The sequence below is a fragment of the Micromonospora sp. C51 genome, assembly GCF_018070435.1.
Taxonomy (GTDB): Bacteria; Actinomycetota; Actinomycetes; order Mycobacteriales; family Micromonosporaceae; genus Micromonospora; species Micromonospora sediminimaris.
In genome coordinates, this window is record NZ_JAGPXQ010000023.1 from 18700 (window position 1) to 39132 (window position 20433).

19 protein-coding genes are annotated in these 20433 nt (G+C 71.4%); 9 read left to right on the forward strand and 10 right to left on the reverse strand.

Annotated elements, in window-relative coordinates:
* Positions 1 to 21 precede the first annotated feature (21 nt).
* The 7 genes from KBX50_RS21200 to folP form a co-directional block, all read right to left on the reverse strand.
* A complete protein-coding gene (locus KBX50_RS21200) occupies positions 22 to 513 on the reverse strand; it encodes a hypothetical protein (protein WP_093409853.1) in 492 nt (163 codons plus the stop codon).
* A 77-nt stretch (positions 514 to 590) separates the two neighbouring features.
* Positions 591 to 896: a hypothetical protein gene (locus tag KBX50_RS21205; RefSeq protein WP_093409856.1), complete on the reverse strand. Its 306-nt coding sequence runs from the start codon at positions 894 to 896 to the stop codon at positions 591 to 593.
* A gap of 55 nt (positions 897 to 951) precedes the next feature.
* Positions 952 to 2160: an ABC transporter permease gene (locus tag KBX50_RS21210; RefSeq protein WP_210939142.1), complete on the reverse strand. Its 1209-nt coding sequence runs from the start codon at positions 2158 to 2160 to the stop codon at positions 952 to 954.
* 203 nt (positions 2161 to 2363) lie between these two features.
* Entirely contained in the window at positions 2364 to 2849 is a 486-nt protein-coding gene (locus KBX50_RS21215) for a DUF3180 domain-containing protein (protein ID WP_210939234.1), read from the reverse strand.
* A gap of 109 nt (positions 2850 to 2958) precedes the next feature.
* The gene (gene folK, locus KBX50_RS21220) at positions 2959 to 3486 is read right to left on the reverse strand and encodes a 2-amino-4-hydroxy-6-hydroxymethyldihydropteridine diphosphokinase (protein WP_210939144.1); all 528 of its coding nucleotides are present in this window, start codon (positions 3484 to 3486) and stop codon (positions 2959 to 2961) included.
* On the reverse strand, positions 3483 to 3848 hold the full coding sequence (folB, locus tag KBX50_RS21225; protein ID WP_093409862.1) for a dihydroneopterin aldolase: 366 nt from the start codon (positions 3846 to 3848) through the stop codon (positions 3483 to 3485). Before folB ends, folK begins: the two co-directional genes overlap by 4 nt.
* Positions 3845 to 4777 (reverse strand): dihydropteroate synthase, encoded by a 933-nt coding sequence (gene folP / locus KBX50_RS21230; RefSeq protein WP_210939145.1) that lies wholly within the window; start codon positions 4775 to 4777, stop codon positions 3845 to 3847. Before folP ends, folB begins: the two co-directional genes overlap by 4 nt.
* A gap of 343 nt (positions 4778 to 5120) precedes the next feature.
* Here folP and KBX50_RS21235 point away from each other — a divergent pair, with 343 nt between their 5' ends.
* The 7 genes from KBX50_RS21235 to KBX50_RS21265 are packed head-to-tail and all read left to right on the forward strand — an operon-like array spanning position 5121 to position 13452.
* On the forward strand, positions 5121 to 5438 hold the full coding sequence (locus tag KBX50_RS21235) for a hypothetical protein (protein WP_210939146.1): 318 nt from the start codon (positions 5121 to 5123) through the stop codon (positions 5436 to 5438).
* Between the two features lie 13 nt (positions 5439 to 5451).
* A complete protein-coding gene (locus tag KBX50_RS21240; RefSeq protein WP_093409867.1) occupies positions 5452 to 5814 on the forward strand; it encodes a hypothetical protein in 363 nt (120 codons plus the stop codon).
* A gap of 49 nt (positions 5815 to 5863) precedes the next feature.
* Positions 5864 to 9196, forward strand: a complete 3333-nt coding sequence (locus KBX50_RS21245) for an ATP-binding protein (protein ID WP_210939147.1) — start codon at positions 5864 to 5866, stop codon at positions 9194 to 9196.
* A gap of 1 nt (position 9197) precedes the next feature.
* The gene (locus tag KBX50_RS21250) at positions 9198 to 11129 is read left to right on the forward strand and encodes an MFS transporter (RefSeq protein ID WP_210939148.1); all 1932 of its coding nucleotides are present in this window, start codon (positions 9198 to 9200) and stop codon (positions 11127 to 11129) included.
* A complete protein-coding gene (locus KBX50_RS21255) occupies positions 11126 to 11686 on the forward strand; it encodes a hypothetical protein (RefSeq protein WP_210939149.1) in 561 nt (186 codons plus the stop codon). The genes KBX50_RS21250 and KBX50_RS21255 overlap by 4 nt, the downstream gene beginning before the upstream one ends.
* Entirely contained in the window at positions 11679 to 12845 is a 1167-nt protein-coding gene (locus tag KBX50_RS21260) for a M23 family metallopeptidase (RefSeq protein ID WP_210939150.1), read from the forward strand. The genes KBX50_RS21255 and KBX50_RS21260 overlap by 8 nt, the downstream gene beginning before the upstream one ends.
* A gap of 13 nt (positions 12846 to 12858) precedes the next feature.
* A complete protein-coding gene (locus KBX50_RS21265; RefSeq protein ID WP_210939152.1) occupies positions 12859 to 13452 on the forward strand; it encodes a hypothetical protein in 594 nt (197 codons plus the stop codon).
* A 2-nt stretch (positions 13453 to 13454) separates the two neighbouring features.
* Here KBX50_RS21265 and KBX50_RS21270 read toward each other — a convergent pair whose 3' ends face one another.
* Positions 13455 to 14009 carry a hypothetical protein gene (locus KBX50_RS21270; RefSeq protein ID WP_210939235.1) on the reverse strand — a complete coding sequence of 185 codons (555 nt, stop codon included), beginning with the start codon at positions 14007 to 14009 and terminating at the stop codon, positions 13455 to 13457.
* A gap of 198 nt (positions 14010 to 14207) precedes the next feature.
* Between KBX50_RS21270 and KBX50_RS21275 the strand changes: the two genes are divergently transcribed.
* Together KBX50_RS21275 and KBX50_RS21280 are read left to right on the forward strand one after the other, a co-directional pair.
* Complete coding sequence (locus tag KBX50_RS21275) at positions 14208 to 16763, forward strand: FtsK/SpoIIIE domain-containing protein (protein WP_210939153.1); 2556 nt, start codon at positions 14208 to 14210, stop codon at positions 16761 to 16763.
* Positions 16760 to 17470: a hypothetical protein gene (locus KBX50_RS21280; RefSeq protein ID WP_210939155.1), complete on the forward strand. Its 711-nt coding sequence runs from the start codon at positions 16760 to 16762 to the stop codon at positions 17468 to 17470. The genes KBX50_RS21275 and KBX50_RS21280 overlap by 4 nt, the downstream gene beginning before the upstream one ends.
* A gap of 15 nt (positions 17471 to 17485) precedes the next feature.
* On the opposite strand, the gene folE is transcribed toward KBX50_RS21280, so the two are convergent.
* Together folE and ftsH are read right to left on the reverse strand one after the other, a co-directional pair.
* Positions 17486 to 18148 carry a GTP cyclohydrolase I FolE gene (folE, locus tag KBX50_RS21285; protein WP_210939236.1) on the reverse strand — a complete coding sequence of 221 codons (663 nt, stop codon included), beginning with the start codon at positions 18146 to 18148 and terminating at the stop codon, positions 17486 to 17488.
* A 38-nt stretch (positions 18149 to 18186) separates the two neighbouring features.
* The gene (gene ftsH, locus KBX50_RS21290) at positions 18187 to 20205 is read right to left on the reverse strand and encodes an ATP-dependent zinc metalloprotease FtsH (RefSeq protein ID WP_210939157.1); all 2019 of its coding nucleotides are present in this window, start codon (positions 20203 to 20205) and stop codon (positions 18187 to 18189) included.
* Positions 20206 to 20433 lie beyond the last annotated feature (228 nt).

Genomic DNA, 20433 nt, shown 5'->3' on the forward strand with positions numbered 1-20433 from the left:
CCGACGGACCCGGCCGTACGGTCAGCGCCGGCCCCGGTAGCCGCCCAGGGTGGCGATGCCGATGATCCAGCCGACGAAGAGGCCGTACTCCGCGCCGTCCCCCGCAGCCTGGAAGGCGCCCAGCAGCGACGGGTTGGTCCGGATCAGCGTGGTGAACAGGGCCGCGAAGGCTCCGGCGAAGACGAACGCCGCCCAGCCGGCGAAGAACTGGCTGATGGTGCCCCGGGCACGGGCGAGCTGGGAGCCCGGCAGCAGGTAGAGGAACAGGAAGGTGAGGACGACCACGAGGATCGCCCTCAGGTCGTCGGCGAAGATCTCCTGGATCGAGTCGGAGGAGTCGAACCGCCAGGCCGGCCAGGCGAGCAGTCTCAGGAACCACCCGCCGGCGCTGTCCGGATCGGTGTTGTCCCTCGCCCAGTCGACGTACCAGGGACTACCGAAGACCAGGACCAGGATGAGCGCGGCGAGCGTGCCAGCGCCCGGTGCGGACTTGTATCGATTGGTGAGAGCCATGGCCCCGCTATTTCCCAGCGGATCGACGCGGGCAAACGCGAGGCGTCTTTTATGGTATTACGCGCGTTTGTCGACGCCTAGTGCTTCATCAGGTAGTCGATGAACGCGGCGCGCAGCAGCGGTGCCGACTCCTCGTAACCGTGCCCGGTCATCTCGCGCCAGAGGGCCACCGCCTCATCGACCGTCGGCCCCACCGAGTTGGGCGCGCCGTCCAGCGCCGCGGCCTCGTCCGCATTCGGCAGGTGCCGCAGCACCGACCAGAAGAACCGTACGTCGCGGCGCTCCCGAGCGAGGGTGAACGCCCGTTCACGCAACTCCTCGGTGGAGAGGACGTCCAACTCCTCGAACGACCGGCCGCCGGAGATCGATGATGTGTCGGTCATGTGCCGAGCCTAACCGTCGAGATCACGCTCGGCGCGCCGACAAGCTGCCGACCCGTCATCGGTCGTCGGCCTCCCAGGCCGGCGGGCCGGTCTCCCAACGCCGGGTCCCCCACGGGTCGGTACCGCTGACGGTGGGTTGGGCCGGCAGCACGGGCGGCCAGTCACCGACCGGTTGCGGCTGCGTCACACTCCATCCTGCCCCGGTATTCGGTTCGGCGGGCGGCGGGGGCAGTGCCCCGAGGACCGGCAGCGGACGTCCGTACCTCTCGACCAGGCGCGTGACGATGAGCCCGACGGCCAGCGCCGCACCACCGACCGCCCAGTAGCTGACCGTCCAACTGCGCGCCCCGGCGTACGCCAGGAACAGCCCGATCGCGCCGGCCGTCAGCAGCGTGCCGAAGACTCCGCCACGCAGCCCGAACGCGCTGGTACCGGCGAGCAGCGTCGCGCCCACCGCCAGCACCGTCCAGTCCAACCCCGCCGCCGGTGTCACCGTCCCGTCCGCCGCGGCGATCAGCACTCCGGCGAGGGCCGCCAGTACGGTGGAACAGACGTATCCAGCGGTGGCGACGAGGGCGGCCGCCGCTCCTCGCCGCCGGGCCGGGTCGGCGACCGGACGGAACCGGCCGACCAGCCGACGGATCGGGCTCACCGCTCCGAAGAGGCCACCGAACACCGCGATCGCGGCGAAGCCCACGAAGAGCTGTCCGGCGGACCCCCGAGGGTCGTAATCCCCCTGCACGAGTACGGGCGCGGAGCGCTGCTCGATGTAGACGATGACGCCGGCCGCGCCACCGAGGCTCGCCGCCCAACCGGGCACGTGCAGCAGCGCGACCACCAGCCCGAGCAACAGCCCACCGATCGCGGCCACGGCCGTGGCCATGCCGACGGTACCGAGCAACCCGCGGTCACTCTGTTCGGCGAAGTGCAGCCCGGCCGCGACGGCCACCGGCCCGACAGCGAGGTTGACCGCGGCGGTACGCAGCGTCAGCCCGACGGCCAGGGCGAGCAGACCCAGGCCCACCACGTCGACGATGAGGTCCCGCAGTCCGCTGCCGCGCAGCAGGGCCGGATCCTCCCGCCACACCAGGTAGACCAGTGCGCCGAAGCCGAGCAGCAGGAGCGTCTCCCAGACGATGAAGACGCCGAAACGGTCCCGGCCCGGCTCGGCGTCGGGATCGTCGAGCACGGCCTCCGCCCCGGTCGCGGGACCGGCCGAGGTAGGCTCCGGCCGTCCGTCACGGCCCGGCTCGTCGTACCCCATGATTCCTGCCTCCCAGCGGTCGCCCGGACTCCACCGACGCAGGGACGGACCAGCGGCGGGGCGTTGCCCTTCGGTCGCAGGCACCGTACCCGCGCGCGGGAGCGGACGTAACCCCCTGCCTGGGCGGGTGGCTGACGGCCCAGACCACGTTGCGCAGGCCCGGCGAGCCTCACGCAACGGGTCGAGCGCAGTGTCCAGGCGACCTAGCGGTGGCCCGGGTGGTTCTCCCAGTCGTCCGGCTCGTGCTCGTCGTCGGGCCGTTCCGGGACGCGGCACGCCCGCTCCAGCCAGAGCGCGGCGGCCACCAGGGCGGTCGAGGCCAGCAGGCCGGCAATGGCAGCCGGGCGGTCGTCGGCGGCCGCCCGCGTCGGTTGCACGAACAACCAGCCCGTCAGCCCCGCGTACCCTCCGGCGAAGATGGCACCGACCAGCGCGGACGCCTTGGCCAGTACGACGAACCGAGCCACCATCAACGGATTGACCGGGTCGCGGCCCGGTCGGCGGTCGATCCGACCCCGGGTGTTGATCGCGGCGTACGCCTCCAGCACAGCCAACCCGGCCAGCGTCACCACCGGCAGCCAGGGCAGCGGCGGCAGCCGCTCGTAGTAGATGCCGCTGATCAACAGCCAGGCCACCGCGGCGGCGGCGAGGGCGGCCACCACCAGCGTCGAGATGCGGGTGGGGCCCATCCGCGACCCGTCGGGCGGCGGTGAAACGCTCATGCCGGCGCCCCGCTGCACGTCGCACCGCCAGGAGACACCGTCGCGCTGAGCCTGATGGTCCGCTCGGTGCGCTCGCTCATGCCGTCGACTCTAACGTCAGATCGGGTCGGGGGCTCAGTTCCGGCACCTCGGCGGCGAGCGGACCGGTGGTGAGCAGGTCGGTCAACGAACCATGCCCGGGCAGTCGGCCGTAGGGCTGGATGTCGATCCACGGTCGCAGCACGAATGCCCGCAGATGGGCCCGGGGATGCGGCAGGGTCAGCTCGGGGTCGTCGTTGAACACCGGGCGGTCGTCGTCGGTCCACACCGCGACGACGTCGACGTCCAGCGTGCGGGGACCGAAGCGCCGCCCCGAGTCCCTGACCCGGCCGGCGGCGGCCTCCGCCGCCCGCGCCCGCGCCAACCAGTCGTAGGGGCCCGCGTTCGGGTCTGCGGCCAGCAGCACGGCATTCAGGTACGCCGGTTGTGCGGTGTCACCCCAGGGTGGGGTCTCGTAGACGCCGGAGACCACCAGCACACTGTCACCGAGGACGGTCAGGGCGGTGCGCAGGTGACCGAGCCGGTCACCGAGGTTGCTGCCGAGGGAGAGCACGGCTCGGGTCATCGGGTACGCGTCCGACGCATCGTCACGGCCACGTCGGTGAAGGCGTGCGGGACCGGCGCCTCGGGCTTGTGCACCGTGACCGTCACGCCGGACACCCGCGGATCCGCCAGGCAGACCTCGATCAGCCGGTCGGCGAGCGTCTCGATCAGATTGACCGGCTCGCCGGTGATCACCTCGACCAGCCGCTCGGCCAGTTCGCCATAGTGCACGGTGTCCCGCACGTCGTCGGACCGGGCGGCCGGCCCCAGATCGAGTTCGAGCACCGCGTCGACGACGAACTCCTGGCCGTTGGCGCGCTCGAAGTCGTACACCCCGTGCCGGCCGTGCGCCCGCAGGCCGGTCAGCTCGATCCGACCGGTCATCGTCGCCCCCGCCCGTCGATCGCGCTCCCGTCGGCGGCAGCCGACCAGACGACCTCACCAGCGGTCGGCCCGCCACCGGGGATGATATCGGCGGCCAGCCGGGGACGGCCGGTGGCCTGCCAGACGGCGAGGGCGTCGACGGTGGCGCGCACGTCGTGCACGCGTACCCCCCAGGCGCCGGCCGCGACCGCGAGCAGGCTGGTGGCGACGGTGGCCGTCGTCCGCCCGTCGGTGGGTCGGGGCACGCCGTCGGCGTCGGCCAGCAGTTGTCCCAGGTACGACTTGCGGCTGGCGCCGAACAGCAGCGGGTAGCCGAGTTCGATCAGTTCGGGCAGCCGGGCGCTGAGTTGCCAGTTGTGGGCGGCGTTCTTGGCGAAGCCGAGGCCCGGATCGATGATGATGCGACCCGGGTCGACTCCGGCGGCGAGCGCCGCGTCCACCCGCTGAGCGAGTTCGGCACGGACGTCGGCGACCACGTCGCCGTAGCTGGCCAGCTCGCTCATCCGGCGGGAGTGGCCACGCCAGTGCATCAGCACCCAGGGGCAGCCGGCGTCACTTACCACCCGGGCCATGTCGGTGTCGGCGAGCCCTCCCGAGACGTCGTTGACCAAGACCGCGCCGGCGTGCAGCGCCGCCACGGCCACCCGGGCTCGGGTGGTGTCGATGCTGACCGGGACACCGGCCGAGGCGAGTTCCCGGATCACCGGCACCACGCGGGCGGTCTCGGTCTCCGCGTCGACCCGGTCGGCACCGGGGCGGGTCGACTCACCACCGACATCCACCAACCCCGCTCCTTCGGCTTGTAGCCGGACGCCGTGTGCGACAGCGGCCTCGACGTCGGCGTAGCGTCCGCCGTCGGAGAAGGAGTCGGGCGTGACGTTCAGGACGCCCATCACCACCGGGGCCGGAGCCCCCACCAGATCGGTCACGAGTAGGACGGTACCGGTCCGGTGGCACGTCGCAGACCGCCCCGTCGGCACCCCTGACATGGCAATTGGAACAGGTGTACGATCGGTCGTCCGGGCCGCTTCGGGCAGCATCTTCGCGGCTTGTCGCAAAGGGGGGCGGCCCGTACGCTGTGGAATTGCCCAGCATCGAGATGGCGACGGCAGAAGGGAGGGCCGAAACGGGACAACCCGCCCAAAAATCGCCACCCTACGTGGCGGTTGTCGTACGCAGGGTCTTGAGCGCTGCGCACATTGAGCACCGATCCCGCCAGGCTTGCCTACTGCACCACCGCGGCGCCGCCGGCCGCGACTTGGGGAGGTTTCAGTGATCGCCATCGAGCTGATGGAAACGGCGTCCACCAGCGCCGTCCACCTGCTCTCCACCCTGGCATCGTCGATTCCGTTCGCCGCCGAGGAGCCGAAGGGGATCGACACCGAAGGCGTCGTCACCTTCTTCGCCAGCAAGATCGCTCCGATCCTGCTGGCCGTGCTGGGCGTCATCTTCATCGGCCGCGCCAGCCGAGGCGAGATCTCCAAGGTGCTGACCAGTTCGGCCATCGCGATCGTCGGGTTGGCCTTCATCGCCGGAGCCGCCACCCTCTTCTTCATCGGCGACTTCCTGATCAACCTGATCTTCGAATAGGCGCGGGCACGAGATGCGGCTGCGCACCGACGACGACATCTACCGGGCCCGCCTGGTCTATCTCGGCCCGCCCGGCTACACCCTTCCGGTCCACCTGCCGTACGCCCAGTACGGGCTCTTCATGCTGCTCGTTCCCCTCTACATGTTCATCCACTGGCTGTTCACGCTGCAGGTCGAGCTCTTTCCCGCCTGGGAGATCGCCCTCGCCATCGTGACCACCTCGTTCGTCTTCCGGTACGTCGACCCGGACCGTCCGGCGCGCATGGTGATCCGTACCGCGCTGACCGACTGGCGACGCACCCGGGAGCCGGCCGCCGAGCAGCGCGATCCGCGCCTGGTCGGCAGCAGGATCAGGATCCGGGAGGAACTGGCATGACCGGCTGCACGCCGTACGGGCCGAACGAGGACACGGGCAGGGCGATCGCATGAGCCGCTCCGCCACGCCGGGATCCCCGGCCGGACGTCCGGCCGCACCACACGGTAACCGTGCGCGTTCGTTCGACTACCCTGAATCCGACGAGCGGGACGAAGCCACGCTGGATCCGGCGCTCGCCACCACCCCGGGTCACGGCAGCGTCGGTGTGTTCCAGGCACCTCGCCCGCCGCAGCGCCGGGCGGTTCCGGCCGACCCGACCCCGGCCACCCGGGACGGCGCAGACATCGACTCTCCGTTCCTCGATCTCTTCGGTGGCGCATACCCTCGCGGCGGTTCCGCCCAGCGGGGCAACGGGCTCCCCGCGCGGGCCCTGCCGCAGCAGCCGCACCCCACGCCACCACCCGCCGTCGGGCCCGCACCGGCCGCTCATCGGGCGGCTACGCCACCGGCGCACCCGCGACCGCCCGGCCCCACGCCGGCCACGCCGCCCGTCCACCTGGTCGACGACGCGGTGGCAGCCCCGAGCCTTCCGCCGGCCCCCTCCCGGGTGGCACCGACCCCCTCCCGGGTGGTGCCAACCCCCGGAGACCGACTACCGAGCGCCCGGCCACCCGCCGACGATCGTCCCGCCGGAGACGACCGTCCGGTCCGGGAGGACCGCCGCGCCCGCGACAACAACGACAACGACCCGGCATCCGCCGATGCCGAGACCCGGACGCCTCGCCGGATGGCGCCGCCGGCCAACCGCCCGGCTCCCCGGCAGCGGTCCGTCGACCACCGGGACCGGCCGGTCAAGCCGGTCCGCGTTCGGCCACCGAAGATCAAGTTCGGCGATCGGGATCCGGCGGTCGAGCTGGCCATCACCGAGATCGCCGGTCACCTGACCTTCACCCCCAACACGGTCACCGCCTGGTACTGGCTGCCCGAGGTGCGCTGGGCCTTCCGCCCCGACGCCGAACGCGAGGCTTTGCTCGCGGCCATCTCCGAGCAGTACGCGGGCCTGGCCGGCTTCCGGCTGCACCTGCGCCGGACCACCCGACCCTTCCCGGCCGACGAGTGGGCCCGCACCATCGACGCCAACACCGCCGCACCGCTGCCCGACGTTCCCGGCACGCCCGGGTGGGCCGAGCACCTGGTCGCCGCGCAACGGCACCTGCTCTCGGTCAATCACGCCGAGGGCCAGACCTACCTCGGCGTCACCTTCGCCCGCCGTTCCCTCGGTGACTCGCTCACCGAGCGACTGCTGCGCACCTTCGGTCGCGGCGTCGCCGATGGCGAGCGACGCAAGCTCGGCCGCACCGTCGAACAGTTCGACGAGGTGCTCGGCGCCTTCGGCATGCGCGGACGGCGGGTCACCGCGCACGAACTGGAATGGCTGCTCTACCGGTCGGTGGCGCTCTGCATGGCGCCCCCCGGCACGCTCTCGCCCATCACCGACGGACGTTGGGAACGCGGCGACCTGCTCGCCCTCACCGAGCAGGTCGAGCGCTACCGCACGCCCTACGGCTCCACGGTCAAGCTGGTCCACCGGATGACCGGCGAGGAACGGCACGTGGCGGTGCTCGCCGTGGGTCGGATGGAGCCGCTCGAGATCCCCGAGCGACACGAGCCCTGGCTGCACTTCCATGAGCGACTGCCCTGGCCGATGGAGCTCTCCACCCGGATCGACATCCTCGGTTCCGGCGACTCCTTCCGCAACCTGGAACACCGGCTCCGGATGATCCGGTCACAGCAGTTGGACTACGCCGAACACGGCATCGACGCCCCGCCCGAGCTGGAGCGACTCGCCAAGCGGGCCCTGGTCATCGGCGACGAGATGACCACCGGGCTGCCGGTCGACTCCGCCCGCGCCCACGGCTGGCACCGGATCGCGGTCGGCGGCCGTACCCGGGAGGAGTGCCTGGAACGGGCCCGCCGGCTCATCCAGCTCTACTCCCGCGAGCTGCGCATCTCCCTGCAACACCCGAAGAACCAGGACTGGCTGGCCCGCGAGTTCATTCCCGGTGAGCCGATCGCCAACACCGGCTACGTACGCAGGATGCCCGTCAACCTGCTCGCGGCGGCGCTGCCGCAGGCCGCCTCCACGGTGGGTGACCGACGTGGCGACCTGATCGGGCGTACCGCCGGCACCTGCCGTCGGCCGGTCTTCCTCGACCTGCACTTTCCCATGGAGGTGCGGGAGCGATCCGGTCTGGCGGTCTTCGTCGCCGAACCGGGCGGTGGCAAGTCCACGCTGCTCGGCGCGTTGGGCTATCTCGCCGCTCGCCGCGGCGTTCAGGTGACCCTGCTCGACCCCTCCGGCCCGCTGGCCCGGCTCTGTGCGATGCCGGAGCTTCGGCCGTACTCGCGGGTGCTCAACCTGACCGGCTCCGAACACGGCACGCTGGCGCCGTACGCGCTGATCCCGACACCCCTGCGCAGCGAGTTCGCCACCGGCGCCGCCGGCGACCGGGAGTTCGAGATCGCGGTTTCCAACGCGCGGGCCGAACGCCGGATGCTGGTGCAGGACATCTGCATGATGCTGGTGCCACCGCAGGTGGCCCGGGAGGCCTCCACCGCCACCCTGTTCCGGCACGCCGTACGCCAGGTCCCGGCCGAGGAAACCTCCACGCTGGACGATGTGGTCACCTGTCTCGGCCAGCTCGATGACGACGCCGGCCGGGAGCTGGCCAACCTGCTGCTGGACACCGCCGAGATGCCGCTGGCGATGCTCTTCTTCGGCCGCCCGCCGGAGGGTCTGCTCGGGCCGGACGCCGCACTCACCGTGATCACCATGGCTGGCCTGCGACTCCCCGACCTCAAGATCGAACGCGAGTACTGGTCAGCCGAGGAGGCGCTCGCCCTGCCGATGCTGCACACCGCGCATCGGCTGGCGGTCCGCCGGTGCTACGGCGGCTCGATGGCCTCGCGGAAGCTGGTCGGTCTGGACGAGGCGCACTTCATGGAGGGATGGCGTTCCGGCCGGTCCTTCCTCGTCCGGCTCGCCCGTGACTCTCGCAAGTGGAATCTCGCCGCACTGGTCGCCTCGCAGAACCCCCGTGACATCCTCGGTCTCGACGTACAGAACCTCGTCTCCACCGTTTTCGTCGGTCGGATCGCCGAGGACGCCGAGATCGCCTCCGAGGCGCTGCGGCTGCTGCGCGTACCGGTCGACGACGGCTACGAGGCCACCCTCGCCTCTCTCTCCACCGCCGACGCGACCTCCGCCAGCCGGCTCGGCTTCCGGGAGTTCGTGATGCGCGACGTCGACGGCCGGGTCCAGAAGGTCCGGGTCGACGTCTCCTACGTGGACGGCCTACTGGACCACCTCGACACCACCCCCGCCGCCATCGCCGCCGCCGCAGGGGTGCTGCCGACCGTGCTGCCTGACCTGGAGGCGTGACATGGCGAGGGCCCGGGCACGGATCACGGCGCTCCTCCTGGCACTCGGCGTCCTCGCCGCAGCCACGATCGGCTGGCCCGGGCTCACCACCACACCGGCGTACGCAGCTCCGGTGACGTACCAGGCCGCGGCGGCCGAACTCTGTTCGACCGAGGAGTGGCAGGTCGATTTCCGCGCCTGCGTCGCCAAGCTTCAGCAGGTGGCGGAGTCGGAGGCGACCTGCCTCAACCCTCCGACACCAACTGCCCCCGACTCCGGCATCGCCGGCTGGTTCGCCTCCCGTCCGGAGGCCTCCAAGCTCCCCGGCCCGAAGGGTTACTACAGCGACTACGGCTATGCCGGCTACAGCTACAGCACCTACAAGATCGAATCTGGCTGCGCGACCACCCTGCTGCACCCGGACTACAAGTTCACAAACACCATCGCCAACGGCGAGTTCATGATGGCGACGGCGATCATCGGTGCCTCGAACGCCCTGCGCGAACGCGCCTGGGAGCCGGGCACCATGTGGGGCTGGGCCGACCCGCTGGTGGACCAGGCCACCAAGGCGATCTACCAGAAGGTGTTCAGCGTCTTCGGCATCGTCACCCTCTGCGTGGTCGGGCTCTACCTGCTCTGGCGCTCGCGCCAGTCCGACATGAGCAGCGCGATGACCACGGCGGGCTGGGCGTTGGTGGTGATGGTGGCGGTCACCGCGCTGGCCGCCTGGCCGGTCAAGTCCGCGAACCTCGCCGACGGCGCCCTCGTCTCCACCCTCGGCGTCGTGCACGACGCGGTGGGCCCGGCCGCCAAGGACGTGCCGCCGGACCGGTGTGCGATGCCAAACCCGGACGCCTGCACGGACAAGCGTCCACCGGCGGTCCGGGCCAGCGACACGGCCGCCGAGGCGATGCTCTACCGGAACTGGCTGCGCGGCGCGCTCGGCTCGGCCGACAGCGATACCGCCAAGAAGTACGGCGCGGCGCTCTACGACGCCAAGTCGTTGTCCTGGGAGGAAGCGGAGAAGATCCGGGCCAATCCACAGACGCGCGAAGCCACCATCAACGCAAAGAAGCAACAGTGGATGACTGTCGCCGCGCAGATCGAGCGGGAGGATCCGGAGGCCTACGAGTACCTGCAAGGCGTCCGGGACATGGACCGGGTGGGTGCCGGGTTCATCGCGGTGCTCGCCGCCCTGCTCTTCGCCATGTTCGACCTGACCGCGTCGCTGCTGGTGCTGCTGGGCTTCCTGATCTTCCGGTGGGCGGTGATCGCGGCACCCATCCTGGGCACCATCGGCCTGCTCCGTCCGGCCAGCGCCGGCCTGCGGCGGCTGGGCAACGCGGTGGTCGCGGCGCTGTTCAACATCGCGATCTTCGGCACCGGTGCCGCGATCTACCTCTTCGCGGTCGACCTCATCATGAGCACGACGACCCTCCCCGGCTGGCTTCAGGTGGTGCTGGTCTGGCTCTGCGGGGTGGTCGGCTGGCTGCTGCTGCGCCCCTATCGCCGGATCACCCAGCTCGGCGGCAAGGACAACAGCGAGGCGGTCAGCTCGGCAGGCTCCTGGCACCGCCGGTTCTTCCGGGACATGCGCACCGCCGCCCGGCTCGACATCGCCGAGCCCGGTGGTACCGCCGAGCCGACCGTCGGACGACGCCGGGCGATCGCACCCGAGCAGCCGAAGGTGCGTCCGGAGGCTCGTCCGGACCCGGTCCCCAGCGGCGCACCCGCGACCGCGAAGCGGCCGGACGGCCGCGAAGCCGGCGCCGACCAGACCCGGGAGCGGCCCGCCAAGGGGGCCGTCGCGCCCAGGCCCCGGCGCCGACAGCCGGCCTCCTGGACCGAGCCGGACGTGCCGGACGAGAACCCCTCCTACGCCATCTACCGTCCCGGTTCAGCCGAACGGGTTCCCGAGAAGCCGGCACCGCGGGTCCGCTCCGAGGCGCGGTGACGGTCGTGCGCCGGGCGATCGAGTTCCTGTTCCTGCGGCTGCTGCGGTCTCGGCTGGGGGTCGCGCTCGGGATCGCCGTGCTGGTGCTCGGGGTGGTCGGGGCAGCCAGGTTGGTGGCTGGCCCGAGCGGCCCGGCGAGCGGGCTTAGTAGTCGCCCGATCGACCCGATCACCACGGTGCATCCGACCACCGGGGACGACGGTGCGATCTCCACGACCACCACACCGTCCCCGATCACCCGGCCCGGCCAGCCGACACCGGATCTGGTCGCCGAACGATTCGCCGCCGCCTGGCTCGGCCGCCCGGGCCAGACCGCCGAGGACTGGCACGACGCGCTACGTCCGCTCTCGACCACCGGCCTCACCGAGAAGCTCTCCGGCGCCGACCCGACCGACGTTCCCGCCAGCGCGGTCACCGGCGAGGTGACCCTCCGCCCACGCGGTGAGACCTTCGTGGAGGCGACGGTCCCGCTCGACGGTGGGCAACTCCGGCTCGAACTGCTGGCACCCGACGGGCGATGGTTGGTGGACGCGGTGGACTGGAGCAGGGATGAGTGAACAGAGCCGTCCCCGTCGACCGGTCCGGGCCGGTGCCCTCGCCGCCGCGCTCACCGCGACGCTGGTGCTGCTCTGCTGCACCGGCGGCGCGGGTGCGTTCTTCCTCACCGAGTTGGGTGGCGACGCCGCCGAGCAGTTGGCCCCGGCCAGCATGGAGTGCACCGGCGATTTCGAGGTCGACGTCACCGGCAAGATGCCGCGCTTCGCCGAGTACGGGGAACGCCAGCTGCGGAACGCCGCAGTGATCATCAAGGTCGGCCAGGAGATGAAGGTGCCGCCGCGGGGCTGGGTGATCGCCGTGGCAACCGCCATGCAGGAGTCGCGGCTGCTGAACCTGGCGAACAGCACGGTCGGCGAGTCACAGGACATCCCGAACGAGGGGATCGGGGCCGACCACGATTCCGTCGGCCTTTTCCAGCAACGGGCCTCGTGGGGCACGGTCGCCCAGCGGATGAACCCCGCGTACGCGTCCCGCAAGTTCTACGAGAAGCTGGTCGACGTCGCCGACTGGGAGCAACTGCCGCTGACCGTGGCCGCGCAGCGGGTCCAGATCAGCGCCTTTCCGGACGCGTACGCCAAGCACGAGGAACTCGCCGCCCGCATTGTGGATGCGCTGGCCGGCGGCGCGGCACGAACCGCGCTGATCGCGGGACAGGAGGTGTGTGACGCCGCCGCGGGCGGCGAGATCGCCGCCTCCGGCTGGACCGCGCCGATCCCGGGCGGGGTCGGCTCCGGATTCCGGACCGCCAGTCGGCCCGGGCACAACGGTGTGGACATCGCCGCGCCGAAGGGCACCGATATCAGAGTCGCGGCGACCGGTCGGGTACTGGTCTCCCGATGTGACCCCGACCGGAGAGGGCGCCTCAGCTGTGCTGCGGACGGCTGGCCCGGCAAGGGAGGCTGCGGTTGGTTCGTCGACGTGCTGCACGCCCAGGGTTTCATCACCCGCTACTGTCATCTGGTGGATCGTCCCCTGGTCGCCGTCGGCGACACGGTGCAGGCCGGTGAGGTGATCGGCGAAGTGGGCAGCAGCGGCAACTCCTCCGGGCCGCACCTGCACTTCGAGGTGCACGTCGACGGCGACCGCAGCAGCCGGGGCGCCATCGACCCGGTCCCGTTCATGCGGTCGAAGGGCGCGCCGTTGAAGGGCGCCGGGTGAACCACGGGCCGTCATGACCGAACCGCTTCCGGACCCCTTCGCCGACCAGCCCGACTGGGCCCCTCAGCCGCCCCGTCCGATCGAGATCGTCCCCGCCGCCGGAAGCGTCGAACTGCGCGGACGGCGGGTGCTGGTCGGCCTGCCCGGTCTGGGATGGCGTGCCGACCTACGGGCCGACGAACGGGTGGTGCAGAACAGCCGCACCTACGTCCCGGTCATCCCTGAGCACGAGTGGTATCGCGCCGAGTCCGACCAGGTCGAGGTGTTCGCCCCGCTGGTGCCGGTCGAACGGGTCTGGGTCGAGACGGTCGGCCGAGCGCCCACGCCGACGACGGACGGCGGCCTGCGGCTCGTCTCGCTGGACGCCCCGGCCCACCCGGCGCCGACGCCGGTCTTTGAGACGGACTCGGTCACCGGGCGACGGGTCGTGCACATGGTTGGCTCGGTCGAGCACCGTGATCTGCGCGCCGTCACCGAGGCCTACTCGGGTGCCGAGGGCGATATCTGCGTACGGGTGACACCCGAGGTGGAGTGGTACCGCTGGGCCTGGCGCGGTCAGTCTCCCACCACACTGGAGGTTCCGGTTCACCTGCTCTGGGTGGAGTGAGGCTAGCTGAGCGAAGCTGAGCAGACCCGCCAGTCCTCGTTGAACCGGGTGGTGAACGTCCAGGATTGCCGATCACTCTGCCGAATACCGTCCACCTGCGCCGCGAAGGTCAGATCGACACGCACCTCGGCGCCATCTCCATTGCGATCGACTTGGAGCATCCCCCAGACGACCGACATCGTCGTACTGAATCGCACCTCCCGAGCCGCTAGGTCGTCCCTAAGCCGATGAAGTTCATCCAAATCCGTGCTGCCCTCGCAGGTGAAGAGCGACGCGCGCACGTCATTGCGGTCGACCAGGAAGGCACGCAGGTAGTTGTCCACCACAACATCCGGGGCGCTGCGGTCGGGGGTGGTGGCGCGGTCGTAGACGAAATAGCCGACGACTCCTCCGGTCAGGCAGAGCACCGCGACCACCCCAGCGACCACGGTCAGTACCGTACGCAGGCGTCGCCGGGGCTGGCGCGGGGCCGGCGCGACCGCAGGCGGTGCCAGTTCCTCCGGCGGTGTCCTCTGCGCCGGTACGCGGGAGACCTGGGAACCGGCGGGGGGCGGCACTGATTCCACCCCCTGAGGCTATCGGCTGGCGGCCCAGGACCCAATGCCCCAGATTTGGCAGATCGTGACCGAACGCTGCCGATGGGTGAGATCCATGACAACACCGACGCAGCGCCGACGCGCTTCCCGCAGGTGGAGTCATCACTGGGATACCGTCGTTGCTGCCCGGCGAGTGGGTGCCGACCTCGGGCGGAGGGGGTGGACACGGTGGGCGGTCCGAAGGCACGGACGCTCCGCGCCGCCGCGCTGCACCGCCGGGCCGCCGCGACGGTCACGGCGGCGACGAACGTTCTCGACGAGACCCGTCCCGTCCCGGCCGACCAGCGCCGCCAGTACGCGCTGGCCGAGCGGCTGCGCGAGGTGGCCACTGTCCTCGCCCCTGGTTGGGCCGGGTCCACGCTGGATGTGGTCGAGCCGGCGCATCCCGCCGGGGAGGGACCGCCGCCGTTCGTCCGGGTGGGCACCGCCGCCCCGCTGGACGACGCCCGTTTCCCGGCTCTGGTGCCGATGTTCGGCAGCGGCCACCTCGTGGTGGACGCCGACGCGCACGAGGCACGGGTCGCCGGGCTGCTGCGGGCCGTACTGCTGCGGATGCTGGCGGCGACACCAGCCGGGGCGCTGCTGGTACGGGCGGTGGACGCCACGGGTGTCGCGCTGGCGCCGTTCGCGGCGCTCGGTGACGCCGGGGTGCTTGCCCCACCGGCCACGGACGCCGACGGTCTACAGGCCGTGCTGGCGGAGGCGGAGCGGTGGGTGGCGCCGGACGCCGCCGGTCCTCGTCGGCATGACCGCGCGCTGCTGCTGGTGCTGGCCGCGCTGCCCGAACCGTACCGGCCAGGCGATCTCGCGCGGATCGAGGCGCTCGCCGAGCAGGGGCCGGAGGCCGGACTGCACCTGGTCGTGGCGGGGTGGCCAGCGGCCCGGGCCGCACTGCCCAGGGCTACGCCGCTGGCGATGCGGACGGCCTACGCGTTGCTCGGTGATCCGCCGGGCGCGGCGTTCGCCGGTGGCGGCACCGACGGAGGGCTGAACTCTCCGGTATTCGTCGACCCGGATCCGCCGGCCGAGTTGGTCGATGCCGTGTGCCGCCGGATCGCGGCCCAGATCGAGGCCGGCAGCCGGCTCTCCCTGTCGCACCTGCTGCCGTCCACCGAGGATCTGTGGCAGGCGGCCGGGGCGGACGGGCTCAGCAGCACCGTTGGCGACGCGGGTGGTCGACCGGTTTCCCTCGGCTTCACCGAGCTGACCCCGCACTGGCTGGTCAGCGGCCGGTCGCGGGGCTGCCGGTCCACCTTCCTGACCACGGCGCTGTTGGGGCTCGTCGCGCGGTACGGCCCGGACGAGCTGTCGCTGTACCTGGTGGACCTCGGTGACGGCGAGTCCTTTGCGGAGTTCCTGCAGACGGAGCGGGACCGAACCTGGGTCCCACAGGTCCGGGCGGCCGCGATGGCCGCCGACCGGGAGTACGTACTGGATCTGTTGGACCAGTTGACCGCCGAGGTGCACCGACGTGCGGAGGCATCCGCCCGCGCGGGTGGGCAGCGCTTCGCCGAGTTGCGGAAGCATCGCCCGCTCCCCCGGGTGGTCTGCGTGGTGGAAAATCTGCCGTTGCTCTTCGCCGAACGGGACCGTCTGTCCGCCGAGGTGGCCGCACGGTTGGACGCGCTCGCCCGGACCGGGCGGGCGTACGGGGTTCATCTGGTGCTGGCTGGCGAGGGTGACCTGGGCCTGGGCACCCGATCGGACGGTGGGCAGCGGGACTCCCTGCTGGGCCAGTTCCCGGTGCGGGTGGCGCTGCCGGGCGGCGGGGCGGTGCTGGCGCCCACCAACGACGCCGCAGCCGGCCTGCCGGTGGGCAGCGCGGTGGTCAACACCGCTGGCGGTCTCGGCGGTCCCCGCGGGGCGATCCGAGGTCATGAGCGGATGGTCCGGTTCCCCGACCCGGCGGACGAGCCGGAGACGGTGGTTGGGCTGCGCCACCGCCTCTGGGCGGCCCGGCCGCCGAACGCGACGGCACCCGTCGTCTTCGCCGGGTACGCGCGGCCGGTGCTGGGCAACGACCCGCGCTATCGGGCAGCTGTCGCGGGGCAGTCGACGGCCCCGGCCGCCTTGCTCGGCCGGGCGGTGGATGTCGCGCGCAGCACCGCGGCGGTGCCGTTCGGACCGGCGGCGGGGCGCAACCTCGCGGTTCTCGGTCCGCGGCCTGCCGCGTGTCGCCTGTTGACGACAGCCGCGCACAGCACGGCGGCTCACCATCCGGCGGGTACGGCGCGGTTCGTGGTCGCCGTACCGGACGCCGAGGCTGGGCACTTGGCCGACGCTCTGGTCGCGGAGTTGGCCGAACGCCACCAGGTTGACCGGGTGGACCTCGCCGGGCTGGTCGCCGTGGCGGACGCCGGTGAGCCGGCGTACCTGGTTGTCTTCGGACTGGATGTGGCACCGCCCGAGCAACTGCCGGCGGCCAGACTGCGGGCCCTGCTGCGCGACGGACCACCGGCCGGGCAGCACCTGCTCGGCTGGTGGCGTACGGTGCCGTCGTTCGCGACGCTGATGGAACCGGACGAGACCGTGGACAAGCTGACCGCCGTGGCGGTGGCGGGTGTGCCGGGGGCTCAGCTCACTCCGGTCTTCGGCCGCGCGGTGGAGTGGCGCCCTCGACCCGACCGGGTGGTGCTCTGGGACGGGCCGGCAGAGCGCGGCGTGGTGCTGGTTCCGTACGACGTGCCTGGCAGCGTGCAGGGGGAATCCAGATGACTCTCGATCAGTCGCCGGTCACCGCCCCCGGGCCGGTTCGGCAGCGGTCGGCCGGCGCACCGGGGGATCCGGTGCGGGCCGCCTGGTCCGACTATCTCGCCGCAGCCCGGCAGCTCGACGGGGTACGCCGTGGCGCGGCGACCGCCGCGGGCGAGCAGGCCCGCGCGGTTCAGGCCGCCCGGGAGGAGCTCGCTGCGGTACGCACCCGGCTGGCACCCCAGGAGAGCCGGCTACGTGAGCTGGGCGTACCCCCGATCTCGCTGGTGCCGACACCGCCAGAGCTGGCGGAGGCGACCCGGTCGATGAGCGGCGGCCCGGCGGCGGCGCTGACGGCGTTGCGGGATGCCCGACGGTGGGCTGTCGGCGCGGATGACACGCTCGCCGCCCGTGGCCTGTCCCAGGTCGCGCACTGGCCGTCCCGCGCCCGCAACCTCCTGGTGTACGGGCCGCTGGGGTTGCTCGTTCCGGTGCTTCTGGCGGTGGTGTATGCGCTGGCCGGCACCGGTGCGGTGACCGGTTTGGCGTTGCTGGTGGGGCTGCCGGCACCGGCGGTCGCGTTCGGCCTGGGGTGGTTCGCGGTGGGCCGTTGCTTCCCGCCCGGTCCGGGGGAGCGGGTGGATCGCACGCCCCGGTTCGGCGCGCTGGTCTGTTTGGTCCCGGCCGTGGCGGTCAATGCGGGAATCCTGCTGGCGATGCTGTCGTCCTGAACAACCGACCGCCGGTCAGCGAGGGATGATCAGCGCCATCGCCTCGGCCCGGGACTTGGCGTCGTGCTGCAGGGTGCCCCGCACCGCAGACGTGATCGTCTTGGCGCCGGATTTCTGGATGCCACGCATCGCCATGCACATGTGTTCGCACTCGAGCACGACGACCACGCCGCGCGGTTCCAGCCGCGTCATCAGCAGGTCCGCGATCTGCGAGGTGAGCCGCTCCTGCACCTGGGGACGCCGGGCGAAGACCTCGACCAGCCGGGCCAGCTTGGACAGCCCGGTGATCCGGCCGTCGGGCCCGGGGATGTAGCCGATGTGGGCACTGCCCCGGAACGGCAGCAGGTGATGCTCGCAGAGGCTCATCACGTCGATGTCCCGGACCAGCACCAGTTCCTCGTGGTTGGCCTCGAAGGTGGTGGTGAGCACCGTGGCCGGGTCGACGCGCAGGCCGGCGAAGAGTTCCGCGTACGCCCGGGCGACCCGGGCCGGGGTCTGCTGGAGGCCGTCGCGGTCGGGATCCTCGCCGACCGCGATGAGGATCTCGCGGACGGCCTTCTCGATCCGGCCGAGGTCCATGGTGTCCTCGACGGGACGACCGGTGAGCCGGCCGTTGATCAGCCGCGCGGCGATGTAGTCGAGGCGATCGGTGTCGGGTTCGGTGGCGGAGGCGGCCAGTCCCCGCTGCGGGGAACTGGCCGCCGGGTCGTCGGTGCTCAGTGCGAACCGTCCGAGGAGTTGTTGGAGCTGCCGCCCCCGACGGTCGCCTCAGCGCCGTCGGCCTCCGCCTGCACCTTCAGCGCGTCCTTCTCCGCCGGGGTGAGTACGGGCGGCTCGGTGGAGGGCTGCCGCTTACCGAAGCCGTTGTACGGGGCCATCGGCGGCCGCTTCACCACCCGGGCGCAGATCCGGGCCATGTCGGCGGTGGAGAGGGTTTCCTTCTCCATCAACTCGAGCACGATGTTGTCCAACACGTCCCGGTACTCGACCAGGATCTCCCAGGCCTCGTCGTGGGCCAGTTCGATGAGTGCCCGCATCTCGCCGTCGATCTCGGCGGCGACCGCGTCGGAGTAGTCCCGCTCGTGGCCCATGTTGCGGCCGAGGAACGGCTCGTCGCCGCTGGTGCCGTACTTGATCGCACCGAGCTTGGAACTCATCCCGTACTGGGTGATCATCGCGCGGGCCAGCTGGGTGGCCTTCTCGATGTCGTTGCCGGCACCGGTGGTGGGCTCGTGGAAGACGAGTTCCTCGGCGGCCCGGCCGCCCAGCGCGTACGCCAGGGTGTCGATCATCTCGGCCCGGGTCTGGGTGTACTTGTCCTCCGTGGGCAGCACCAGGGTGTGGCCCAGGGAGCGGCCCCGGGACAGGATCGTCACCTTGTGCACCGGTGCGGCGTGCGGCAGCGCCCAGGCGACCAGTGCGTGCCCACCCTCGTGGTACGCGGTGATCTTCTTTTCCTGGTCACTCATCACCCGGGTCCGCCGCTGCGGGCCGGCGATCACGCGGTCGATCGACTCCTCGAGCGAGTCGTTGGAGATGGCCCGCTGATCCTTCCGGGCAGTCAGCAGGGCCGCTTCGTTGATCACGTTGGCGAGGTCGGCACCGCTGAAGCCCGGCGTCCGCTTGGCCACCGAGTCGAGGTCGACGTCGGGCGTGAACGGCTTGCCCTTGGCGTGCACCCGCAGGATGGCCTTGCGGCCCTCCATGTCGGGAGCGTCGACCGGGATCTGCCGGTCGAACCGGCCCGGACGCAGCAGCGCCGGGTCGAGGATGTCCGGTCGGTTGGTGGCGGCGATCAGGATGACGCCGCCCTTGACGTCGAAGCCGTCCATCTCGACGAGCAGCTGGTTCAGGGTCTGCTCGCGCTCGTCGTGGCCACCGCCCATGCCGGCGCCACGGTGCCGGCCGACGGCGTCGATCTCGTCGACGAAGACGATCGCGGGCGCGTTCGCCTTGGCCTGCTCGAACAGGTCACGGACCCGGCTGGCACCGACACCGACGAACATCTCGACGAAGTCGGAACCGGAGATCGAGTAGAACGGCACCCCGGCCTCGCCGGCCACCGCTCGGGCGAGCAGCGTCTTACCGGTGCCGGGCGGGCCGAAGAGCAGCACGCCCTTCGGGATCTTCGCACCGAGCGCCTGGTACTTCGCCGGGTTCTGCAGGAAGTCCTTGATCTCGTGCAGCTCCTCGACGGCCTCCTCGGAGCCCGCCACGTCGGCGAACGTCGTCTTCGGCGTGTCCTTGGTGATCATCTTCGCCTTGGACTTGCCGAAGTTGAGCACTCGGGAGCCGCCGCCCTGCATCTGCGACATGAAGAACAGCAGCAGGAGCACGAGCAGCACGATGGGAAGCAGGTTGACCAGCAGGCTGACCCAGATGCTGTCGGACGACACCTCGGTGTCGGCCGGCCCGGTGACCCGGTTGTTGGCCTTGGCGTCGAGGACCTGGTTCCAGACCTCGTCGCCGACCTCGTAGGGGAATTGGGCCTCGATCAGCTTGGTGGTGGTATCGCCGAACTCGGTCTCCTCGGCCAGCTCGAGCTGGATCGTCTGTTCCTTGTCCTGGAAGACGACCTTCTCGATGCCGCCCTTGTTGAGCTGGTCGAGCGCGACGGACGTGTCCACCCGGTGGTAACTGGGTCCACCGGTGAACAACTGACTGAGCACGACGGCGCCGAGGATGACCAGGATGACCCAGAACACCGGTCGGCGGAAGAAACGCGTACGTTCCATGCTGTTGTCGAGCGCCGAGACGCCCGCATCCTCCTGATCGACGTCCTGACCGACTGTGGGTGTCGCCGCCTGGGCGGCTGCCGGAGCCGCCGTGCGGGCCGGCCTCGACCCCGGGACGCGATTGCCGCGCCACGGTCATTCGACGGTACACCGTGCGAGACCGATATGAGCTGGCGAGCCCAGCACTTACGCGCACGGCGAACCGGATGTCAGCCGGCGTGACCCGGA